The 20,152-nt window shown below is 51.7% G+C and carries 21 protein-coding genes; 5 read left to right on the top strand and 16 right to left on the bottom strand.

All coding sequences use genetic code 11. The features are described from left to right. Window positions 1-3: 3 nt before the first annotated feature. Both AADEFJLK_RS16445 and AADEFJLK_RS16440 read right to left on the bottom strand, forming a co-directional pair. Window positions 4-1,176, bottom strand: coding sequence for an NnrS family protein (locus tag AADEFJLK_RS16445; protein WP_103974990.1), 1,173 nt, complete (start codon window positions 1,174-1,176; stop codon window positions 4-6). After that, window positions 1,173-1,976, bottom strand: a complete 804-nt coding sequence (locus AADEFJLK_RS16440) for a ferritin-like domain-containing protein (RefSeq protein WP_103974989.1) — start codon at window positions 1,974-1,976, stop codon at window positions 1,173-1,175. The genes AADEFJLK_RS16445 and AADEFJLK_RS16440 overlap by 4 nt, the downstream gene beginning before the upstream one ends. Window position 1,977: 1 nt before the next feature. Between AADEFJLK_RS16440 and AADEFJLK_RS16435 the strand changes: the two genes are divergently transcribed. After that, a complete protein-coding gene (locus AADEFJLK_RS16435; RefSeq protein WP_088620671.1) occupies window positions 1,978-2,340 on the top strand; it encodes a VanZ family protein in 363 nt (120 codons plus the stop codon). A gap of 401 nt (window positions 2,341-2,741) precedes the next feature. On the opposite strand, the gene AADEFJLK_RS24625 is transcribed toward AADEFJLK_RS16435, so the two are convergent. Beyond that, the gene (locus AADEFJLK_RS24625; RefSeq protein ID WP_170065139.1) at window positions 2,742-3,140 is read right to left on the bottom strand and encodes a hypothetical protein; all 399 of its coding nucleotides are present in this window, start codon (window positions 3,138-3,140) and stop codon (window positions 2,742-2,744) included. A gap of 38 nt (window positions 3,141-3,178) precedes the next feature. Next, window positions 3,179-3,811 carry a peptide-methionine (S)-S-oxide reductase MsrA gene (msrA, locus tag AADEFJLK_RS16425; RefSeq protein ID WP_103974988.1) on the bottom strand — a complete coding sequence of 211 codons (633 nt, stop codon included), beginning with the start codon at window positions 3,809-3,811 and terminating at the stop codon, window positions 3,179-3,181. Window positions 3,812-3,926: 115 nt separating this feature from the next. On the opposite strand from msrA, the gene hslO reads away from it, so the two are divergent. Both hslO and AADEFJLK_RS16415 read left to right on the top strand, forming a co-directional pair. Further along, window positions 3,927-4,796, top strand: a complete 870-nt coding sequence (gene hslO, locus AADEFJLK_RS16420) for an Hsp33 family molecular chaperone HslO (protein WP_088621682.1) — start codon at window positions 3,927-3,929, stop codon at window positions 4,794-4,796. A gap of 16 nt (window positions 4,797-4,812) precedes the next feature. Further along, complete coding sequence (locus AADEFJLK_RS16415; protein WP_103974987.1) at window positions 4,813-5,574, top strand: hypothetical protein; 762 nt, start codon at window positions 4,813-4,815, stop codon at window positions 5,572-5,574. A gap of 358 nt (window positions 5,575-5,932) precedes the next feature. On the opposite strand, the gene AADEFJLK_RS16405 is transcribed toward AADEFJLK_RS16415, so the two are convergent. From AADEFJLK_RS16405 to AADEFJLK_RS16370, 8 genes are all read right to left on the bottom strand, one after another. Continuing rightward, entirely contained in the window at window positions 5,933-6,817 is an 885-nt protein-coding gene (locus tag AADEFJLK_RS16405; protein WP_103974986.1) for a symmetrical bis(5'-nucleosyl)-tetraphosphatase, read from the bottom strand. Window positions 6,818-6,820: 3 nt separating this feature from the next. Continuing rightward, complete coding sequence (apaG, locus tag AADEFJLK_RS16400; RefSeq protein ID WP_088620666.1) at window positions 6,821-7,198, bottom strand: Co2+/Mg2+ efflux protein ApaG; 378 nt, start codon at window positions 7,196-7,198, stop codon at window positions 6,821-6,823. A 190-nt stretch (window positions 7,199-7,388) separates the two neighbouring features. After that, entirely contained in the window at window positions 7,389-8,048 is a 660-nt protein-coding gene (locus AADEFJLK_RS16395; protein ID WP_103974985.1) for an inorganic pyrophosphatase, read from the bottom strand. Between the two features lie 117 nt (window positions 8,049-8,165). Continuing rightward, the gene (locus AADEFJLK_RS16390) at window positions 8,166-9,098 is read right to left on the bottom strand and encodes a YbgA family protein (RefSeq protein WP_103974984.1); all 933 of its coding nucleotides are present in this window, start codon (window positions 9,096-9,098) and stop codon (window positions 8,166-8,168) included. A gap of 79 nt (window positions 9,099-9,177) precedes the next feature. After that, the gene (locus AADEFJLK_RS16385; RefSeq protein ID WP_103974983.1) at window positions 9,178-9,393 is read right to left on the bottom strand and encodes a SlyX family protein; all 216 of its coding nucleotides are present in this window, start codon (window positions 9,391-9,393) and stop codon (window positions 9,178-9,180) included. 1 nt (window position 9,394) lies between these two features. Next, complete coding sequence (gene ccmI, locus AADEFJLK_RS16380; protein WP_103974982.1) at window positions 9,395-10,642, bottom strand: c-type cytochrome biogenesis protein CcmI; 1,248 nt, start codon at window positions 10,640-10,642, stop codon at window positions 9,395-9,397. Next, complete coding sequence (locus AADEFJLK_RS16375; protein ID WP_103974981.1) at window positions 10,639-11,100, bottom strand: cytochrome c-type biogenesis protein; 462 nt, start codon at window positions 11,098-11,100, stop codon at window positions 10,639-10,641. The genes ccmI and AADEFJLK_RS16375 overlap by 4 nt, the downstream gene beginning before the upstream one ends. Further along, window positions 11,097-11,630, bottom strand: coding sequence for a DsbE family thiol:disulfide interchange protein (locus AADEFJLK_RS16370; RefSeq protein ID WP_088620658.1), 534 nt, complete (start codon window positions 11,628-11,630; stop codon window positions 11,097-11,099). Before AADEFJLK_RS16370 ends, AADEFJLK_RS16375 begins: the two co-directional genes overlap by 4 nt. 490 nt (window positions 11,631-12,120) lie before the next feature. On the opposite strand from AADEFJLK_RS16370, the gene AADEFJLK_RS16365 reads away from it, so the two are divergent. Continuing rightward, entirely contained in the window at window positions 12,121-12,660 is a 540-nt protein-coding gene (locus AADEFJLK_RS16365; protein ID WP_088620657.1) for a GTP-binding protein, read from the top strand. Between the two features lie 113 nt (window positions 12,661-12,773). On the opposite strand, the gene gatB is transcribed toward AADEFJLK_RS16365, so the two are convergent. The 4 genes from gatB to AADEFJLK_RS16345 form a co-directional block, all read right to left on the bottom strand. Further along, the gene (gene gatB / locus AADEFJLK_RS16360; RefSeq protein WP_103975106.1) at window positions 12,774-14,210 is read right to left on the bottom strand and encodes an Asp-tRNA(Asn)/Glu-tRNA(Gln) amidotransferase subunit GatB; all 1,437 of its coding nucleotides are present in this window, start codon (window positions 14,208-14,210) and stop codon (window positions 12,774-12,776) included. Between the two features lie 300 nt (window positions 14,211-14,510). Next, complete coding sequence (locus tag AADEFJLK_RS16355) at window positions 14,511-15,755, bottom strand: HD domain-containing phosphohydrolase (protein WP_103974980.1); 1,245 nt, start codon at window positions 15,753-15,755, stop codon at window positions 14,511-14,513. A 421-nt stretch (window positions 15,756-16,176) separates the two neighbouring features. After that, window positions 16,177-17,703: a zinc-ribbon domain-containing transport protein gene (locus AADEFJLK_RS16350; protein WP_103974979.1), complete on the bottom strand. Its 1,527-nt coding sequence runs from the start codon at window positions 17,701-17,703 to the stop codon at window positions 16,177-16,179. After that, a complete protein-coding gene (locus tag AADEFJLK_RS16345; RefSeq protein ID WP_103974978.1) occupies window positions 17,700-18,323 on the bottom strand; it encodes a TPM domain-containing protein in 624 nt (207 codons plus the stop codon). The genes AADEFJLK_RS16350 and AADEFJLK_RS16345 overlap by 4 nt, the downstream gene beginning before the upstream one ends. A gap of 440 nt (window positions 18,324-18,763) precedes the next feature. Between AADEFJLK_RS16345 and AADEFJLK_RS16340 the strand changes: the two genes are divergently transcribed. Then, window positions 18,764-19,783: an SPFH domain-containing protein gene (locus AADEFJLK_RS16340; protein WP_103974977.1), complete on the top strand. Its 1,020-nt coding sequence runs from the start codon at window positions 18,764-18,766 to the stop codon at window positions 19,781-19,783. The last annotated feature ends 369 nt before the right edge of the window (window positions 19,784-20,152 follow it).

The following is a 20,152-nucleotide window of genomic DNA, read 5'->3' as shown; positions in this document are numbered from 1 at the left end:
GGACTAACCTTCTTGGCCGTCTATGCGCGGCTGGGTCAAAATCGGCAAATAGATGAAGATGAATAACGCAAACGCCGCCAACCAACATAAAGTCGAGGCATAAATAAACCAGTCATAGCAGCTGGGTAAGGCCATGGGCAACAGCACCCGTAGCACCGCAGCCAGATTAATCAGCAGAAACGCCAAGGCAATGGCGTTGGAGACCCTCAGCGCCCGTCCGGTATGGCCTAACGCCACCCGCGCCATCATCCCTAAGGTGACTACGGCGATGCCGCCAACGGTAAAGGCATGTAAAGCCAAAGACGGGGCCACCCATGCGTAGGCAGCTAAAGCCGTAAGGACAAACCCGGCGATAATCCAGCCATAGCCGACATACAACACCCACAGTAAGGGCACATAGCGGATTCTAGGCACATACCAGTTAGCGATGCGCAGGAAGTTGACCGTCGCGGCAAAGCCCGCGCCCCACGCCAGCCAGCCGCCCGCCACGTCAGCCAATTGCAGGCCGAACACCAGCACGGCACTGGCAATAGCCAAGCCTTCAATGAGCGGGTTTTTCAGGATTAAAGTGCCGGAAATGGCGCGTTCGGTAAAAAACGGGTAAATGCGTCCGGCAATCACCAAAATCAAGATGATTAACGTCGCCAGCACCAGTTCCAGCCCGACGCTGGCGGTATCGGCAAGGCCTAGGGCTTGGGTATGGATCAGGCCGTTACCGACGCTTAAGACCAGTAAAATCAGCACAAAAACCAGATTCTTATACTGCTTAGCCTGGACGATAGGTACGCCGACCCGGAACGCCAATAACGGCAAAAAAGCCAGATCGGCTAAGGCAATCAGGCCATCCGGCAACAGCCCCGCATAAAACGGCAAAATGCGCCCATACAGCCATAACAGGCATAAGCCCAACAACGCACCACCGGTGACGGTGGCGCGGCCTGTCCAGTTCTTCACGGCAGTGAGCAAAAAACCCGCCACCACAGCGACCGAATAACCTAAGAGCATTTCATGGGCGTGCCAAAAATTCGGGGCGAAGTAATTGGCGTGTAGCCATTGGCCTTTCAACATGGCGTTCCACAGCAAGATGAGCATCAGTGCAGACAGGCCAGCGAGGACGAAAAACGCCCTAAAGCCCAAGGCAAACAGCGGGTAATCGAATAGTGTTTTTGTCTTCATGAGGATGCTTCTTCCAACCAGTCCAATTCAGTAGCAGAAAAGCCTGCAATTATACGCATTTCTCGGTTAAATGGGCCTTTTGGCTTGCCGCCTTGGTAGTAATGGCGGATTAACTGCCGATAATGGCTTTCCGGCTCCAAGCCTTGTTGGTTGCACAGGGTGTTAAACCAATAAGAGCCGCGTTCGACATGGCCGACCTCATCGGTCAATATCCGTTGCAAGACCGCAATACTGGCAGTATCGTTCATAGCGGCGAATTTTTTGATGATGCCCGGTGTCACATCCAAGCCCCGCGCTTCCATACAGCGCGGCACTAAGGCCAAACGCGCCAGCACATCATCGGCGGTGTCCCGCGCATGATCCCAGAGGCCGCCATGGGCGGACAAGTCGCCGTATCCCAGCCCTAAGGTCTGCAAATGGCGGCAAATCATTTCAAAATGCTGCGCCTCTTCGTCGGCAATGTTCAGCCAATCTTGATAGAATGCGTCAGGCAAGCCACGGAACCGATAAAGAATATCCCAGGCCAGATAAATCGCCATAAACTCAATATGGGCAATGGCATGGAAAAACGCCGCCACCCCGCCCGCTTGGGTCAGTTTGCGGTTAGGCACCAAACGCGGCGGCAACCACTGCGGCTGGGCCGGAAACGTGACGTGGCTAATATCCGCCACAGGCGTTAGCTGGGCGAGACTTAACTCGCCACGGCTACAACGGGCTTTCGCTTCATGGGTTAACGCCAATTTCTCGGCAATGTCCGCGTTATGCAAACAGGCTTGCGCGTAGTCAAACAGGTTATTCATTATGGTTAGAAGTATAGACGTTTTTGGGTTGTTGGCGTATTGCGGCTTTATTTATTGGCTGTCAGACCAGCCGTCCTTACCCGCACCGATGTGGTTTGCCGGACAAGACAAGCTCTACCACAGCGGGGCGTATTTTATCTTGGCGGTGTTGGCGTGGCGCGGTTTCCGCACCTTTGTCCAGCCGCCTATTATACTGGCGGTGGCCAGTATTGCTTTCAGCAGTTTATATGGGCTGTCTGACGAATGGCACCAAAGCTTTGTCCCTGGCCGCAGTTCCGACAGTATGGACTGGGTTGCGGATACCTTGGGGGCAAGCTTGGCCGCTTTATTGTTGTTTAGGTTTGGGGCAAAAATGCCGTTTTAAGTTTTGAGGCACAGACTGCCGCCCATAACCGTTTCAGAAGGCTTAGTTTTATGCGGGAGTTTTAGATATAGTGTGTATCCAAAAGCGTACACTGTTACGGCTGCCAACCGCTAAAAAACCGAATACAACAGCAGGATACATTATTAATTATCATAATAATCAGTTAATTAATGACATAAACCCATACTGTCTGAGCCAGCCGATACGTTCAGGCGACCGTTTTCCCGCCTTGCCACAGTGGCTTTTGCCTGCCTAACCCCCCCTGTTGCACACCTGCGACAATATGTCACATTTTTAATTGCATGGCGTGTTGATATTATTAACCTAACTTTTGAAGCTCCTAGAGCTTACTTGGCTGAAAGTTGCGTTATATCCTTCCTAATACTCTTGAGGCGGTTTTTTTAACCGCCTTTTTTTTGCCCGCCGTTTTTGCTCCCTAATTTACTGACGTTACGCAGTAACGTTGCTTTTCTCCCGTTTGCCGCGCCGAGCACCGCAGATTTTGTCGGGATCAGCCCGAATACCCATAGGGCATAAAGAGGCACGGCAGGGATGCCGCGCGTCGGCAGGTGCACCCAAAGGGCATAAAGGCAGGAGCCCACTCTGCCGACCCTCGACAAAACCGAGGAGCGCAGGAAGAAGCGGCAACCGGGCCGCCTTTTCTTTGGATACTTTCTTTTCGACTGCACGGATGCAGGAGGTAGAGCAATGCAGGAGCAATTGCCGAGGCGGAGCAAAAGAAAGTATCTCGCTTTCGGGTGCGAGAACCCGATTAAAAAATCGTCGCGATAGCGACTCATTATTTTTTTAACCGAAGAATATATCTGCGTAACATCAGTTAACTATACCCCACCCCTAACCCACCCAAGCCACAATAGCCTTGCGGCTCTTTGGCGAGATATTGCTGATGATAGTCTTCGGCATAATAAAACGTCGGGGCGGGCAGAATCTCGGTGGTAATCTCCCCCAGCCCAGCCTTAAGTAAACGCGCTTGATAATGCTGCCGGGAAGCCCGTGCCTGAGCCAATTGCGCATCGGTATAGGTATACAAGCCAGAGCGGTATTGGCTGCCCCGGTCATTGCCTTGGCGCATCCCTTGGGTAGGGTTATGGGCTTGCCAAAACACTTCCAGCAACGCCTGATAAGTGGTGTGGGCAGGGTCATAAAAGACGCAGACCACTTCGTTATGGCCGGTATCGCCCGTGCAGACTTCCTGATAGGTCGGGTTGGGCGTATAGCCGCCCGCATAGCCCACCGCCGTGCTGCACACACCCGGCTGTTGCCAGAACTTGCGCTCCGCCCCCCAAAAACAGCCCATCCCGAACAGCGCCAGTTGCCAATGCTCAGGAAAAGGTGGGGCAATCGGCTCGCCACTGACAAAATGCCGATTAACGATAGGCATAGGCGTGTCCCGCCCCGGCAAAGCCTCTTCAGGTGTGGGTAAGCCCAGTTTTTTAGTGGAGAAAATCATTGGCAACCTTTTAAATGGCGGGTATTTTAGGTAAAGTTCTGTTCGGAAATAGCCTTTACCTAAGACTATCAGGAATTTGCCTTATAATAAAGGCCAAACCTTTAATGAGAGTAACATGATTAAACAAGATATTTTACACCGTTTCCTATTCGAAGAATTAGGCGTACGCGGCGAATGGATCAAACTGGGCGACAGTTGGCAAGCGGCCCGCCAACATCAGCAAGAATCCGCTTTTGTCCAAGAACTGCTGGGGCAGGCCTTGGCGGCGGTCGCCCTATTGTCCGCCACCGTTAAATTTTCCGGGTCGATGATTTTACAGGCGCAAGGCGATGGCCCTATCAGGACTTTAGTCGCGCAAGCCACCCATGACCGGAAAATACGCGGCTTGGTGCGCAGTAACACTACGATAGACCAAGGCAGCCTAAGCGAGTTATTTGGCGAAGGCCGCTTAGTGCTGACCATTGAGATAGCCAATGGCGATCCCTACCAAGGCATTGTGCCACTGGAAGGCGAATCGCTGGCGAATGCTTTGGAAACCTATTTCGTGCAGTCGGAACAACTGAAAACCCGTTTGTGGCTGTTTGCCGACCAATACCATGCCGCCGGCCTGTTATTGCAGGAACTGCCCGCCCAGAAACATTTTCAGGCCGACTGGGAGCGCGTCGAACTGCTGGCCAGCACTATTACCCGCCAAGAATTGTTGGAACTGGACTGCGAACAAGTGCTGTACCGCTTGTTTAATGAAGAAAAAGTGCGGGTTTTTGAGGCTGAACCCGTCGCCTTCCAGTGCGCCTGTTCGCGTCCGCGCATCGAGCGCACCTTACGCGCCATGGGCCGCGCCGAGTTGGAAGGGATTTTGGCGGAACAAAACCAGATTGAAGTGATCTGTGAGTTTTGCGGGGCGCATTATAGCTTCGACAAAGTCGATGCCGAAACCCTCTTCGCACCCGAAGGCTTGGCGATCACCTCCACCACCCGCCACTAACGTTTAGGCTAAAATAATGACCCCAAGCTGGTTAGCCCGCCATTCCCGCCGTCTTGGCATCCTCGTGCTAGCGGCCGCGCTGACCGGCTGCTTGCAGTGGCTGCACGCCTACCAGACTTATCTGCAAATGAGCGACTTCGACCGCCATTTTAACGTGCAGGCCAGTGACGAGTTTACCCTGCACTTTAAGGAGCCAAGACTCTACAGCAGCGACTTTGTCGCCCTTGCCAAACTCTACCCCAGCGAAGACCTGCCCCTTAAGGACGGCAGGCGGTGGCGGTATTGGTTCCGTAAAGTCGGGCAAGACAAACAGGTGCTGAAGCCGGAAATTAAGTTTTATTCCCAATTGGTTTTTAATGCCGAGAAAAAACTCACCGACTGGTCGTTTTCGGGGTTATTTTTAGAAATCGCCCCGCCCCAATTTTTAGAAGTGTCGTTGCGTTCCATCGCCGGGGCGGAAATTGATAAGGAGAAGCAATCGTTACGGGCCAATACCGACCATATCGGCAAAATCACCGCACCGCTGCCAAGTAAAGCCGCCGTTTTGGCAAAACTGGGGCCACCGTTAAAAATTGAGGACGAACCGGAACAAGAGGTGTACAGCTATTTGTTTTTGCTGGACACCCCCCGCATTGAAAAAGGCTACGAAGATAACGCTGTATCCGAAGTTAAACTCACCTTTGCCAAGAACACCCAAGCCCTGATTATCATGGCGGGCAAGTTTGCCGGGCTGAAAGTGTCCATCGATTACCGCAAGTTTTTGCAAGCGGCGCAATAAGGGCTTAACTGACGTTACGCAGTAACGTGCTTTACCCCCGTTTGCCGCGCCGAGCATCGCAGGTTTTGTCGGGATCAGCCCGAAGGGGCGCGGCAGGGATGCCGCGCGTCGGCAGGTGGGCAGGAGCCCACTCTGCCGACCCCCGACAAAACCGAGAAGCGCAGGAAGAAGCGGCAACCGGGCCGCCTTTTCTTTGGATACTTTCTTTTGGCGGAGCAAAAGAAAGTATCTCGCCTTCGGGTGCGAGAACCCGATTAAAAAAACCGTCGCGACAGCGACTCATCGCTACATTTTTCAATATCGAAAAAGTGACTGCGTAACATCAGAGCTTAATCAACAGGTTTGGCTCAGGCGAGCCTTATGAATAAGCCGCCGTCCCTACCATCTGCGCTTTCGCTGATGTTTTTTCAACCAGCCGCGACTTGCCCGGCTTCTTCTCCCCTGGGCAATCAATACTAAAACGCTCGACCGTCTCGCCTAGGCGGATGGCGGTCAGTTGTCCGCCCCATAAACAGCCCGTATCAATGGCATAACAGTTGTCGCCTTCATAATAGCCCAGCGTTGACCAATGCCCGCAAATGATGCGCAACCCCGCGCTTTTGCGGTTAGGTACCTGAAACCACGGCATCAAGCCTTTCGGCTGCGACCCTAACGGCCCGCTATTGGCAAAATCCAAACGCCCAGCCTCATCGCAATAACGCATCCGCGTAAAGCAATTAATGATAAAACGTAGCCGCGACATGCCTTTCAGGTTCGATGACCACATATTCGGCTTGTTGCCGTACATTTGCTTTAAAAACATCGCATAATCCGGCCCCCTTAAGGTTGCTTCCGCCAACTGCGCCATTTTTTGGGTTTTTTTCAAATCCCATTGCGGCGGCAGACCCGCATGGATTAGGCAAAAGCCGTTGCTGTGATGAAACAGCGGCCTGTTCCTCAGCCAATCGATCAGCTCTTGGGCATCGGGGGCTTCCAGCACCGGGGTCAGTGCGTCTTTTTTCAGGGCAATTTTCTGTGTACACGACGCCGCCAGCAAGTGCATGTCGTGGTTGCCCAGCACCGTGACCGCCGCGTCGCCCAAACCCTTGACAAAGCGCAAGGTCTCTAAGGACTTAGGGCCACGGTTAACCAAATCTCCGGCAAACCAGAGTTGGTCGTTTTTTTTGTCGAAGGCGATAACATCCAGAAGTCTTAACAAATCATCAAAACAACCCTGAATATCGCCGATAGCGTAAATGGCCATGGCTTAATGCAAGGTTCTGGGTATGGATAAAGTAAATTTAGGGATAAGAGCGTTAAAATGTTCGCCCTCATCAGAGCTCATCGTATATTCGCCCTGCATGGTACCGACTGGCGTGTCCAGCATCGCCCCGCTGGTGTATTGGAACATCTCGCCCGGCTTAAGATAGGGTTGCTCGCCGATAACGCCATCGCCCCTAACCTCTTGGACTTTGCCATTAGAGTCGGTAATCAGCCAATGGCGGCTTAACAGCTTGGCCGGCGCAGTGCCTTGATTAGTGATAGTAATGGTATAGGCAAACACATAGCGGTGTTCCTGCGGTGCGGATTGTGCGGCAATGTAATGCGGCTTGGCCTCAACGACTATTTTATATTTTTCGGTCATTACACAATTAACAAAATCAGAGGATAAAAATATTCCTGCTATTTCATCGTAACTTGCGGGGAAACGCAAGCCCATTAAAGCCAATAACTTTATTAGCCGAAAAATTGCCGGATTTTGGCCGTTGATCGGCTATCAGGGCGGAGTTAACCTAAGGAATACTCTGAAACACACAGCCCTGTTGCGCCAACCTTTAGACCAAATCAATATCCGTATCCGTTGCCCGCCGTTTAACCCAAGGGCTGCTGCCATAATGGTTTTGATAATCGCGCTGGGCGCGGCGGATGACCTCATGGGCCTCTTCGCGGCCATAAACATTGGTTATCTCACAAGTGCTGGGTTCGCCGGGCAAATTTTTATAGGTCAAAAAATAATGCTTTAAGCGGTTGATGTACGATTCGGGGCAGTCGGAGACATCGTTCCATTGCCGATAAAACTCGTCGCCTTTCATCACCGCGATAATCTTATCGTCGGCTTCGCCCTTATCCAATAAACGGAAACCGCCGATAGGGATGGCTTGCAAGATGATGTTGCCATGGGTGACAGTGCGCTCGCTAAGGACGCAAATATCCAAGGGGTCGCCGTCACCTTTGGCAACGGTTTTGCCCGATTTTTGTTCGGCAAATTCGGCCACTTCTTCGGCGCAATAGGTTTGCGGAATAAAGCCGTACAGGGTCGGCACAGTGCTGGAAAACTTTTGCGGGCGGTCGATCATCAGATAACCGCTGACTTTGTCGATTTCATATTTGACGGTATCGGAAGGCACTATCTCAATAAAGGCCGTGACAATATTAGGCGGATTATCGCCTGCACTGATACCGTGCCAAGGGTGGGCTTTTTGTTGTATGTTCATGATAATCTTTTCAGTTTAGAGAGAGGAGAAGATAAGTCCAATCTGGCGGTTAGAGAGTCGGCCAGATTGGGCGGGCGTTAAAAAATTGTGCCTAGCTTAAAAATAACGGACGGGGCGTTATTGGTTGAGCAAGCGTAGCTCCTGCGGATAAGGCGACAGGTAATAAGAGTTTTCGATATAAGGGTCGGGGGAGTGGCGGAAATGGTGCTTAAGCAAGGTCAGCGGCACAATCAGCGGCACTTCGCCATTGCGGTAGCTTTCAATCACCTCGCACAATTCGGCCTTATCATCGGCGGAGAGGTCTTTTTTCAAATAACCTTGGATATGTTGCAGGACATTGACATGGCCGCCCCGCGTGGCGATGATTTTCAGCAACCGCATCAGTTCCTTAATATATTGGCCAGCCACCGCTTCAATATTGTCCTTGCCGATACAGGCCAGCAATTGCCCCAGGCCCCGGTAATCGGCATGGCTCATAATAATCAATTTATGGCGGGCATGGAAGGTCATCAGGCTATTGACGGTCAGCCCCTCCGCCAATAATTCCCGCCACCGATAATAGACATACACGCGCCGGATAAAATTCTCCCGCAAGCCGGGGTCGCCCAAGCGGCCTTCTTCTTCCATAGGTAACAAAGGGTTATTGTGCAGCAACTCGGCGGCATAAATGCCTATACCTTCGCGGTGCGGCTGCCCGTTGGTATAAACCTTTACCCGCTCCATTCCGCAACTGGGCGAATCTTTTTTAAAAATATAGCCGCACAAATCGGCAAAAGCGGGTTGCTCTTGCGCCGCGTAAGCACGCAGACGCTCGGTGACATCATGGCTGGGGTCTTTCACGCCGACGCAACGGGTATCGCCGTCGCTCTTGACCAGATGCAAGGTCGGGCGCGGCGCACCCAAGCCGATAGCCATTTCGGGGCAGAAAGGCCGGAAGTCGAAAAACTCGCCCAAAGTACCGACGATATAGGCATCACGTTTATGGCCGCTGTCAAAACGGACATTATGGCCCAGCAAACAACTGCTGATACCGATGGGGATTTTTTTCATCGCTTATCCAAGTAAGGTGAAGACGCTATTGCGCTCTACAAGCATGAACCTTATAAAGTCTTTGGTTTTGCCTGCCGGATTAATAATGCGGCGGCACCTTATGCCCATTACCGTCGTTGCCACCATCGCGGCGTTCGTTGGAGACGCTCTTAATCCGCTCATTCAGCAATGTACAGGTCTTTTCCAAGCGGTCAATCTGTTGCTGCTGTTGGCTGACGACTTGATTTAGGGTCTGGAGCAAATCTTCCTGATAGGCGGCTTTGATTTCCAGCTCGATAATCCGTGCTTCCGTCATCTTATTGTACCTGCGTGTCAATGACGATGGCTTGGCTTTGGCTGCTGCCGGTCGCCACTGGCTCAATAACCCCCAACAAATCCCCCGGCTCGGTAGTCGCGGTGCCGGATTTGGACACCCGCGCCAATAATTTGACGCTTGGGAAGGCCGAGAGTTTCATGGTCGGCAACATGGCTTGGGCATCGCTTAAACTGACCGTGACGGGCAGGTCGGCGACCCGTTTGCGGATAATCGCCAGCGGCATTTTCGGCCCGGTCAAAGCTTGGGCATAGATAAATACGGTATCGTCCGGCGCGGCGGCGGCTTGTAATGAGGCCGCCAAACTGACTTGTACTTGCAGGGTTACGCCCGCCGCTGGGGCCGGTGTCGCCACCGTCCCCGCTTCCTTAGGCACACCGCCGGGTACGGTCGCTTCCAGTTTGGCCAAAATCGCTTGCGTTTCTTGTTGGGCTTGCGAGCCGGGCGGCAATAAGGCGGCGAGCTTGCGCCATAATTTAACGCCTTCCACCGCTTCCCCCGCTTGGGCTTTCGCCATACCGCCGTACCAAAGGGCGGTGACATTGTCCGGCTCTTTCGCCAAGACCTTAAACGCCAACTCCGCAGGTTTGCCCGCCATTTGCTCGTTATTGGCAAACGCCAATGCGTCGGCATACAGCAACATCACCTCAGAATTGTCGCCCAACAGCCTATAAGCTTGACCAAACGCATCGGCGGCTTTAGGGAATTGTTGCAGATATTTATACGATTTGCCCAACATCACCCAACCTTCGGCATCGTTAGGGTTGGTCTTCATGCGCTCGGCCAGCTTGGCGACCATCTGGTTAATCTGTTCGATACTGGGGGTCGCGGCAGTCGGGGTGGTGGTCGCCAGCATTTCCGGTGTCGGTTCCACTGCCTGATAAGTACCCAAATCAGCATACAGCGACACCGCCAACAACGGTATCAGCAGCACCAGCGCGTACACCAGCCAACGGCTTTGGGGAGTTGCGGCGGCAGTGGGGGCGGCAATGTCCAAATCATCCGCCAACGCCAATTCCAGCTCGGTGCGCTGCTCGGTATATTGCGCCGGGCTTAACAGCCCCACCTCGCGTTGCTCTTGCAACTCCGCCAAACGGATTTTGGCAATGGCGATATTGCGCCCGTCCATATCGGCGGCGGCGACCGCGCGTTGCCGCCATAACGGCGGTACGATTAAAGCCAAGGCAGCTAATACCATCAGGGCGGCAAACAGCCAAAATAACACAGTCAAGACGCATCCCCTTCATCTAATAAACGGCGGATTTTCGCCAATTTTTCCGCTTGGCCACTGGCCGGGTCGGCGGCAGCTTTTTTTTGCCGGATTACCCAAAATACCCCCAATAAGCCCAACAGCAAAAAGCCTGCCGGCCCCAGCCACAACAAGCCGGTTTTTGCGGTGAACGGCGGTTTATATAAGACAAAATCACCGTAGCGGTCGGTCATAAATTGGATAATCTCTTCTTTCGATTGGCCTTTTGCCAGCATTTCATACACTTGCCGCCGTAAATCCGCCGCCAGCTCGGCATTGGAGTCGGCAATGGTTTGGTTTTGGCAGACCAAACAGCGTAATTGCGCCGTCAGTGTGTCATAAGCTTCTTGCTGTTTGGGGTCGGCAAACTGCCGTGCGTCAATGGCATGGGCAGCCAAGGGCAAAAACAGTAAACAGAAAATCAATAGGCCGCGTTTCATGGTGCTTCCGCTTGTAATTTAGCGATTAAAGGCAAGAAAATCTGTTGAACATCGTCTACCGTTACGGGGCCGGTGTGCTTATAGCGGACGATACCTTTTTTATCCATCACAAAGGTTTCCGGTACCCCGTACACGCCCCAATCCAAACCGATCCGCCCGTCTTGGTCCATAATGCTGATGGTGTACGGGTTGCCCAAACTGCCCAACCAACCTTGCGCCGCCGCCGGATCATCTTTGTAATTTAGGCCGATGAGGGTCACGGCTTTATGCTGCGCCAACCCGTTCAACACCGGATGCTCGGCACGGCAGGAGACGCACCATGAAGCCCAGACATTAAACAACCAGACTTGGCCTTTTAAATCGCTGGTAGAGAGCTTTTCTTGCGGGGCTTGCAACTTCGGGGCGGTAAAGCTAGGCGCGGGTTTATCCAGCAACGGCGAAGGGATGTCGTTCGGCTTAAGGTTTAAGCCAATGGCCAGAAACACCGCCATGACGATGAATAGGATTAAAGGAAGAATGTATTTAAGCATGATCGTTTTTTTAAGTCTAAAAAGTCAGGGTAGCCATTGCTTATCCGCCCGCACAGAGCCGTCTGGGCCGATTAGCTAAAGGGTTGGAAGCCGCGCCCATCTCGCTGGCACCCTCTCAATAGGGGCTTGTCCTGCCATTATCTCATGAAAAGAAGGCTTTGCCGCCGGAATATCACATACTCTACCAAAACTGCCTTTCCCGGCAACATCGGGGCTTTCAAAGCTATCATAAACCCTTTATATTTTAATTGTAGTCACACTATAAATAATTCTAGTATTAAATAGTTTACACCCTAGTAAACAATAGCTTGCATTAATTGATGGTACAAACTTTTCAAATAGACTATTTTGTGTCATATTTTTCAGCCATGGCTACAAATTTTATCCGCTATGCCTAACAACATTAGGGCTAAATAGTACAGTAAAAAACGGGTTTATCTGTAAAAGCCTGACCAACAAAAATAATAATAACGTAAAAAAGGAGGGGATTATGCACGAGAAGAGTCAGATCAAAATTATTTTTACAGGTAGTGTCGGTGCCGGTAAAACCACCGCGATTGCCACCATCAGCGAAACCTTGCCGATTAGCACCGATGTCATCTCGACCGAAGCCAGTGTCAAGCTGCGTAAAAGTAAAACTACCGTGGCGATGGACTATGGCGAACTGACCTTAAACAACGGCGAAAAAGTCCATTTGTATGGTACACCCGGCCAAATCCGTTTCGCCTTCATGACCGAAATTTTAACGGCTGGGGCTTTAGGACTGATTATTCTGATTGATAACAGCGACGACGACCCGCTGGCGCAATTGGACTACTATCTGCACTTAAACGAAGAATTTTTAATGGATAACCCCGCCGTTGTCGGCATCACCCATTTTGACGAAGCCAGCCGCCCCGCGATTAAGGACTACTACGGCGTATTGGAAAACCGTGGCTACCTTTGGCCTGTCGTGCGGGTTGACGCGCGTGAGGCGGCTGATATTCATTTGCTGTTAGAGACCTTATTGGCGTTGTTAGAATACAATTAAGCGGCTAGCCAGAGAATAAGCTTGGCAATAATGAAAAATGCCAAGCTTATCGGCTTATCCCATTGTCCGACGATACCGCTTGCCCACCTCAACGCCGTCCTCTAACCGCCCCATCACTTCTGCAACTTAGCCATCAGCATTTTATTCACTTCCGCTGGATTCGCTTTACCTTGCATGGCTTTCATCACTTGGCCGACAAAAAACCCGAACACTTTTTCGTTGCCGCCCCGGTACTGCTCCACCTGCTTGCCGTTAGCGGCGATGATCTGGTCGATAACCGCCTCAATCGCGCCCGTGTCGGTAATCTGTTTCAGGCCTTGAGCCTCGATAATGTCATCGGCACTGGCACCGCTTTGTTGCCACAAAGCTTCAAACACTTGCTTGGCGATTTTGCCGGAAATGGTGTCGTCGCTGATCCGCGCCAGCAAGCCCGCCAATTGCCCGGCACTGACCGGGGCATCGGTAATGTCCAAATCGGCTTTGTTCAGCGCGGCGGACAATTCGCCTGTGACCCAATTGGCGCATAACTTCGCTTCACAGCCGGATTGGGCGACCACCGCCTCAAAATAATCCGCTAAGGGGCGCGAAGCGGTCAGGATGGTGGCGCTTTCATGGTCGAGTTGGTAATCGGCCTTAAAACGCAGTTTTTTGGCTTCCGGCAATTCCGGCAAGGTCGCCTTTACCTCGGCCTTAAAGTCGTCACTGATGACCACAGGCAATAAATCGGGGTCGGGGAAGTAGCGGTAATCGTTGGCTTCTTCCTTGCTGCGCATGGAACGGGTTTCGTCTTTGTTGGCATCGTACAAACGGGTTTCCTGCACGACTTTGCCGCCGCTTTCAATCAGCTCGATTTGCCGTTCGATTTCGTGGTTGATAGCTTTTTCGACAAACTTAAACGAGTTAATGTTTTTAATTTCGGCGCGGGTGCCAAATTCGGCTTGGCCTTTCGGGCGCACCGAGACGTTGGCATCGCAACGGAACGAGCCTTCCTGCATATTGCCGTCACAAATCCCCAAATAACGCACCAGTTCATGCAGTTTGCGCATATAGGCCACGGCTTCTTTAGCGGAGCGCATATCCGGTTCGGAAACGATTTCCAGCAATGGCGTACCCGCACGGTTTAAGTCGATACCGCTTAAGCCGTGGAAGTTTTCGTGCAGGGATTTGCCCGCGTCCTCTTCCAAATGCGCGCGGGTAATGCCGACGCGCTTAACCTCGCCATCGACCTCAATATCCAAATGCCCTTTGCCGACTATCGGCAAATCCATCTGGCTAATTTGGTAGCCTTTGGGCAAATCGGGATAAAAATAATTTTTCCGCGCAAACACCGAACGTGGGGCGATATGGGCATCAATCGCCAAACCGAACATCACCGCTTTTTGCACCGCATCGGCATTTAACACCGGCAACACCCCCGGCAGGCCCAAATCGACTGCACAGGCTTGGGTATTGGGCTCCGCCCCGTAAGCTGTGGACGCGCCGGAGAAAATTTTTGATTGGGTAGCCAATTGGGTGTGGATTTCCAAGCCGATGACGGTTTCCCAGCTGATGCTCATACAAATGTTCCTTAGTGAAGTGATGCAAAAACAGGCCGCCTGCAACAATGCCGCCCAGGAGCCTAGCGAAAATTTATGGCCTTTGTACCATAAACCCCGTTTACCCTGAAAGCCCTAATTTGATAAGGCATAGGCCATGAGGAATGTGCAAGACTCGCCGCTTTTATCATTAGCCTACAGAAAAAGCAAAAAATGGCGGCGGACCGCTTGATTAGGATTTAGCAAAAGAGGATTTTGAGCCTACCGCCAACGGCGCTAAGGGGGAAGTACAGCGACTTCCCTTAGCGCATTGCCTTAAGCGGCTTCGTCAACGGAAGGGATAACGGCAAAATCTTGTGGACGGGTTTCTAGCAATTCCAAAAAGATGCGGCCTAACTGCGGGTCTAGCCACCCCTCGGCAATTTCCTGCTTAATAATGTCGATGACGGCAGCAAAATCTAGGGCGGGCTTATAAGGCCGGGGCGATGTCAGGGCATCAAAAATATCGACTATTTGGAATGCCCTTGCTAACAGCGGAATCGCCTCGCCTTTAAGACCGTCAGGGTAGCCGCTGCCGTTCCAACGTTCATGATGCGAACGGATAATCTGCACCGTCGACTCCATTTCCTTTAAGCTGGCGCATAATTGTGCACCAATCACCGTATGGCTGCGCATAACCGTCCACTCTTCTTCGGTGAGTGGGGCGGGTTTGAGCAAAATACTGTCGGGGATGCCTAAGTTGCCGATGTCGTGCAGGACACAGGCATTATGCAGGGCTTGTAACTGTTCGGGCGAAAAGCCCAACGAGCGGCCAAAAATCCCCACCATAGCTTTAAGGCGGGTAGCATCATGGTGGCCTATATAATTGTTTTTGGTTTCAACCAGCCGCTTTAAGGAAAACAGCAAGGACTCCGCTTCGCTTAATTTAGCCGACGGTTTTTGGTCGGTCTTTGCCGCCCCGCCCCTGCCAGTTTTGCTGACGCTGGCGGTATGGCTTAACAGCCCCAGCAAATCTTGCGGACTGAACGGTTTAGCCAGAAAAGTTTCGGCGCCCGCCGCCAAGATACGCGCAATACTTTCAGTAGCCGTGTCTGCGGTAATGGCAATGACGGAGATATGGCGGGTCGCCAAGTCTTTTTTAATCTGCGAGGTGATCAGAAAAGCGTCGCCATCCGGCAACATAACGTTAACCAACACCACATCAGGGGCAAAGGCATACATTTTCGCCCCCGCCTCAAAGCCATTTTGCGCCGTGGCCAACACAAAACCCAAACCCGAACCATTAAGAATGTCGTAGACATACGTCATCATCAGCGGGTCGTTATCAACAATAAGAATCCGTGATACGCTGGGCTTTGCTTCGACATAAGCCACCCCACTGTCGCGGACAAAATTTTCCACGTCACTTTTCAAAAAGCGGCGATGCCCCCCTGGCGTAACCTTTGCAACCAATACGCCTTTTTGCGCCCATGACCTGACAGTTACAGGGGACACCATCAACAATTCTGCCACCTCGTTAGGTGTCAGATAGATTTTATTGGGACTGATAGATGAAGCCATAAAACACCCTAAATTCAAATGGGGATTATGATACCGCAAAATCAATACTAACGGTGATTTTTACTTATGATTTTACACGCTTAGGGCTAATACGCCACTGGCTTAACGCACTTGTTTGGCGCGAACCCCGCATTCTTCGCGGTGCGGCGCACGTTCTTACGGTTTTTGGAATGTGTGCAAGATTACCAAAAATAATCACTACAAGTGCCAAAGCGGGCATAAGTATCTACACATCGTTTATTAACGCTTGCAACATACACGTCCAGCGCATTTGAAAAATAGAAAAAATTATAAAAACCAAAAAATTAAACTATTTTGTACTGTTTTTAGCTTAAAAAAGCGGCGGTATGGCTTACCGCCGCATAGGCAGGCCACGCAGCAAACTATCGGGCAAAACCGCCTGCCCGGTATCTACGGCTTGTCACCCCCCATAAACCTCATCCTGGCTAATAATAAACAACACCCAAGAAAACGCCCCGGTGCTGATTTTCGCCCCGCAATACCCACACTCAGCAGTTTGACCCATTTTGTCGGCAGGGGCGCCGCATTGGGGGCATTGGGTTAGGCTATACGGCGCGGTGCTGGGGGTTACGCCATTACGGCGGACAAATGTCCAATATTCGCTGTAACGGCGCAACTCACGTTTAGAGCCGCCGATGAGCTTGCCTTGGGCATCTTCGGTGTAATCGTAGCACGAGGCGAAAATCCGCACGGTGATGGCTTCGTAAAAGGCATCGCGGTCGATGTTTACGGCTTCTATTTGGCTGATGCTGAGCTGGTTGAGGCGGTTATACCAGTCGTGTTCGGCATATAAGGCCATCCAGAAAGCGTTGCTCTCGTAGAGGCGGTCTGAGAGCAAATGCCGGACGGCTTGCCAGTCGCGCTGGCTCCAATGGTTATAAATGTCGAGAAAGTAGGCTTTAACCACATCATCAGCAAATGTCGGCCAAAAGTCTTGCCATGCGACTAGGCCATGCGCTTCGCTAAAGGTTTGCTGCTGTTGCGCCAAGTCTTCTTGTAGCAGGGTCGGCAAAGCCGTGCCTTGTTCTTGGGCGTAACTCACCAAATCAGCCGTCGCCAAGGCCGTGGTTTGGATAACGGCGCGTTGGCTTAAATACCATTGGTTCGCGCCTTGGCTGATGGTGCTGCCGCAATGCTGGCATTCCCCGGCATCGGTAAAATGCGCGGGCGCACCGCAATGTGGGCAGGATAAGGCCTGCATTTTTTCCGGTGGGGGCGATAGCTGGCCGTGTTGGCGTTGCAAAACCCAGCGTTCGGTGACGGTGTAGCGGGTGGCGTGGTCTTGCTGGTGCAGGGTGTAATTGGCTTCTATGCGCACACTGAGGCGGTCGGTGGGCTGGTCGCCTTCCATTATTGTGCCGATATTTTCAATCCGCAGGCCATTAATGACGATTTCGTTAATTGTCCACGGCCCGGCTTGTTGGAAATGGGTTTGGATGCTGGGGCTGAGAAAGGGGCTAAGGTAGCTGAATTCGGGGTGGGTGGAATAGCTATAAAATTTGCTGTACAGGGAGTGGACAAAATCGAGCAATAACACGGTCGAAAAATTCGTATCGTGCTGTTTAAAGACTGCCAGTTGGCTTTGCAGGCGGTTGTTTTGCTGGCTTTTGTAGGCGCTGGTGGCTTGGGCGACCACCATTTTGGGTTTGTCCCATTGGCGCAGCAAGTAAATCAGCAGTATCAGGGCAATAATCGCGATATAAGCGGCGGGTAAATCGGCGGGAACACCGCCTAACTTTACGTTACCACCGCTAAAGCTATGGCCTGAGCCGTATGAACCAAAATTGTAAGCGCCGCCATGGCTATAGCCGCCGCCTGAGGGTGCGCTATGCCCGGAACTGGCATGACCGCCGCCGGGTCTTGCTTCTGCGCCGTTCAGCCCCACTATAATGAATATCAATAGCCCGATGCGTTGCCAGATTTTCATAAGTCAATCTCCATCAGGTCGGGCAGTTCGTTAATGTCATTGGCTTGGGGCGGCAAATAACGCTGAAAAATCGGCTGGGCTTTGGCCAGTTCCACCAATAAGGCCTCTAAGGGCTTGGGGCTGGTCATAGCGTTTTGCAGGCCTGCGTCTAGGGTGTGCCATACGGCGGCGGGTAGGGCTTGCGCCGCGCCTTGGTCGGGCAACAGATACGCGCGGCGTTCTAGCCATGAGCAGTACACTAACACGCCGATTTTGGCTTGGGTATGCTGGATGCCACCTTTTTGGAACACCGCCCGCGCCATGATTTCCACTTGTTTGTTTAAGCGGCGTTTGCCTGCGCTTAGCCGGGTCAGTGCCGGGATATGGGCGAGCAGGTAGGCGAGCATGAAGCCGCCGATAGGAAGGCTGTAGACCCATAAGTCGCTAAATAAAGTGGGGGCGAAGATGCTATAGGTCAGCCCCAACCATGCCCCTAACAACCCCCAGCTGAGGTGGATGTCGTGGTAGTCTGCCGAGCGTGAGCGCAACACGACCACCACTTCCACTTGCGAGTGTTGCTCGATGGCTTTAATGGCCGTCCAGAGACGGTTTTGAAAGTCGGGGGGTAGGGTTTTTTTCATAAGCGGCAATAGGCCTATATAATGATGGTGGATCTATATGGGTTTTGGGGGTTTGCTAGCAATGTAGGGAGAGCTATTACTCGATAATCAAGTTTTTAAAATCCGAATAAATAGTTCAGCTATCGGATATTAAAAAAGAATACAAGCTATTTTAAAACAAAAAGTTGCAATGGAATTCGGCTCCCTCCCCTGATGGGGAGGGTTGGGGTGCGGAGATTCTAAACAAGGCTTTTTTCATTAAACAAAATAAAAACAGCCTGATTAAAATCTCTTAGCCATGAGTATAAGTTATTGATTTTATTCTCCCCACCCCAACCCTCCCCATCAGGGGAGGGAACTGTCTTACCCTATAGGCTTGTGTATTTTACAAATGCACCAACCTAAAAGCCCCTAACCCCCTAATCGTATTTTTACTAACTGCTACAACGGAGACAACATCCATGGGATTCTTTGACGGTTTAAAGCGCCAACTGCGTTCGGTGATTGAGTGGGAAAACCCTCAGCCTAATGCCTTGTTTGAACGCTGGACAGATAACGGCGACGAGATTAAAAACGCCTCAACGCTGATTGTCGGCCCCGGCCAAGGCTGTATTTTTGTTTATCAAGGCAAGGTGCAGGCGGTTTACCAAGAACCCGGCTCAGTTAACCTAAAAACCGATAATATCCCATTTTGGACGACGATCAGCAAGTTTATGCAGGCGTTTGAGAGCGAGCATAAGGTCGGTCTGTATTTTTTTAAGACCACGGTGATGCTGGACCAGAAATGGGGGACGAATTCGCTGATTAAATACCTGGACCCGCGTTACCAGTTTCCGGTCGGTTTGCGGGCGTTCGGTAATTATAGCTACCGTATCGAAACGGCGGCGGCTTTTTTTACCAATGTGGTCGGCGGGCAGAGCCTGTTTACCAGCGAAGCCTTAAGGGCGGTGATTGTCGCCCGTCTTAACCAACCCTTGGCGGACTTTCTCGCCACCAGTCACTTCAGCTATGTCGATATTGATGCCAACCGCGAAGAAATCGCCGATGGTGTCCGAGAAAAATTGGCGGCGATTTTTGCCGATTTAGGCTTTACCATCACCGATTTCCGTATCGAAGGCACGGATTTTGACGAGGATACCTTACGGCGCATCAACCGTATCGCCGATATGACCGCCGAAGCCCAAGCCGCGCAGGCAGTCGGTTTGGATTATGCCAAGATACAGCAATTGGAGGCGTTACGGGAAGCAGCCAGAAACGAAGGCGGCGGCGCGGGTATGGGTATGGGCTTGGGGGCAGGCATCAGTTTTGGGCAAAACATCGCCCAAGCGTTTGGCAATAATGCGGCGGCACCTGCCTCCCCTAGCCCTGCCGCCGTAGACCCCAGCGAAAAATTGGCGCAATTGAAGAAGCTGTTTGAAGCGGAATTGATTTCGGCGGAGGAGTATGCCGCGAAGAAAAAAGCAATTTTGGATGCTTTTTAGGGGTTTAGCGCGTCTTTAGACTTGCGCCTAAAAGCCAGCCGTTCCCTGAGCGAAGCCGAAGGGAACGAGGGCTGGGGTCTGCTCTCCCCTATAGACATTTTAACAAAGGCTAAAAAAATAGATGAAAGCCTACTTAGGAATGGGTAGGAAATATTTAGACAAACGTTAAACTCGATCATCAAGTTTTTCATAAAGTCACCTCTAAATAGTGGAAAAGATTAGCGAAGAGCTAAGGCTTGTCAAGGTAGACGGCTCCCTCCCCTGATGGGGAGGGTTGGGGTGGGGAGAATAAAATCAATGACTTATACATATAGCTCAGAGATTTTAATCAGACTGATTTCAGTCCGTTTAATGAAAAAAGCCTTGTTT

Source organism: Methylovulum psychrotolerans, from assembly GCF_002923755.1.
Taxonomy (GTDB): Bacteria; Pseudomonadota; Gammaproteobacteria; order Methylococcales; family Methylomonadaceae; genus Methylovulum; species Methylovulum psychrotolerans.
This window is presented reverse-complemented; position numbering and strand designations above follow the sequence as displayed.

Excerpts from the sequence above, each read along its gene's own strand:
- AADEFJLK_RS16445 (WP_103974990.1), bottom strand. The coding sequence starts at position 1,176 with ATGAAGACAAAAACACTATTCGATTACCCGCTGTTTGCCTTGGGCTTT.
- AADEFJLK_RS16390 (WP_103974984.1), bottom strand. The coding sequence starts at position 9,098 with ATGAAAAAAATCCCCATCGGTATCAGCAGTTGTTTGCTGGGCCATAAT.
- AADEFJLK_RS16340 (WP_103974977.1), top strand. The coding sequence starts at position 18,764 with ATGGGATTCTTTGACGGTTTAAAGCGCCAACTGCGTTCGGTGATTGAG.
- AADEFJLK_RS16345 (WP_103974978.1), bottom strand. The coding sequence starts at position 18,323 with ATGAAAAAAACCCTACCCCCCGACTTTCAAAACCGTCTCTGGACGGCC.
- hslO (WP_088621682.1), top strand. The coding sequence starts at position 3,927 with ATGATTAAACAAGATATTTTACACCGTTTCCTATTCGAAGAATTAGGC.
- AADEFJLK_RS16405 (WP_103974986.1), bottom strand. The coding sequence starts at position 6,817 with ATGGCCATTTACGCTATCGGCGATATTCAGGGTTGTTTTGATGATTTG.
- AADEFJLK_RS16350 (WP_103974979.1), bottom strand. The coding sequence starts at position 17,703 with ATGAAAATCTGGCAACGCATCGGGCTATTGATATTCATTATAGTGGGG.
- AADEFJLK_RS16435 (WP_088620671.1), top strand. The coding sequence starts at position 1,978 with ATGGTTAGAAGTATAGACGTTTTTGGGTTGTTGGCGTATTGCGGCTTT.
- AADEFJLK_RS16440 (WP_103974989.1), bottom strand. The coding sequence starts at position 1,976 with ATGAATAACCTGTTTGACTACGCGCAAGCCTGTTTGCATAACGCGGAC.
- msrA (WP_103974988.1), bottom strand. The coding sequence starts at position 3,811 with ATGATTTTCTCCACTAAAAAACTGGGCTTACCCACACCTGAAGAGGCT.
- apaG (WP_088620666.1), bottom strand. The coding sequence starts at position 7,198 with ATGACCGAAAAATATAAAATAGTCGTTGAGGCCAAGCCGCATTACATT.
- AADEFJLK_RS16365 (WP_088620657.1), top strand. The coding sequence starts at position 12,121 with ATGCACGAGAAGAGTCAGATCAAAATTATTTTTACAGGTAGTGTCGGT.
- AADEFJLK_RS24625 (WP_170065139.1), bottom strand. The coding sequence starts at position 3,140 with ATGAGTCGCTATCGCGACGATTTTTTAATCGGGTTCTCGCACCCGAAA.
- AADEFJLK_RS16370 (WP_088620658.1), bottom strand. The coding sequence starts at position 11,630 with ATGCTTAAATACATTCTTCCTTTAATCCTATTCATCGTCATGGCGGTG.
- AADEFJLK_RS16355 (WP_103974980.1), bottom strand. The coding sequence starts at position 15,755 with ATGGCTTCATCTATCAGTCCCAATAAAATCTATCTGACACCTAACGAG.
- AADEFJLK_RS16415 (WP_103974987.1), top strand. The coding sequence starts at position 4,813 with ATGACCCCAAGCTGGTTAGCCCGCCATTCCCGCCGTCTTGGCATCCTC.
- AADEFJLK_RS16375 (WP_103974981.1), bottom strand. The coding sequence starts at position 11,100 with ATGAAACGCGGCCTATTGATTTTCTGTTTACTGTTTTTGCCCTTGGCT.
- AADEFJLK_RS16385 (WP_103974983.1), bottom strand. The coding sequence starts at position 9,393 with ATGACGGAAGCACGGATTATCGAGCTGGAAATCAAAGCCGCCTATCAG.
- AADEFJLK_RS16395 (WP_103974985.1), bottom strand. The coding sequence starts at position 8,048 with ATGAACATACAACAAAAAGCCCACCCTTGGCACGGTATCAGTGCAGGC.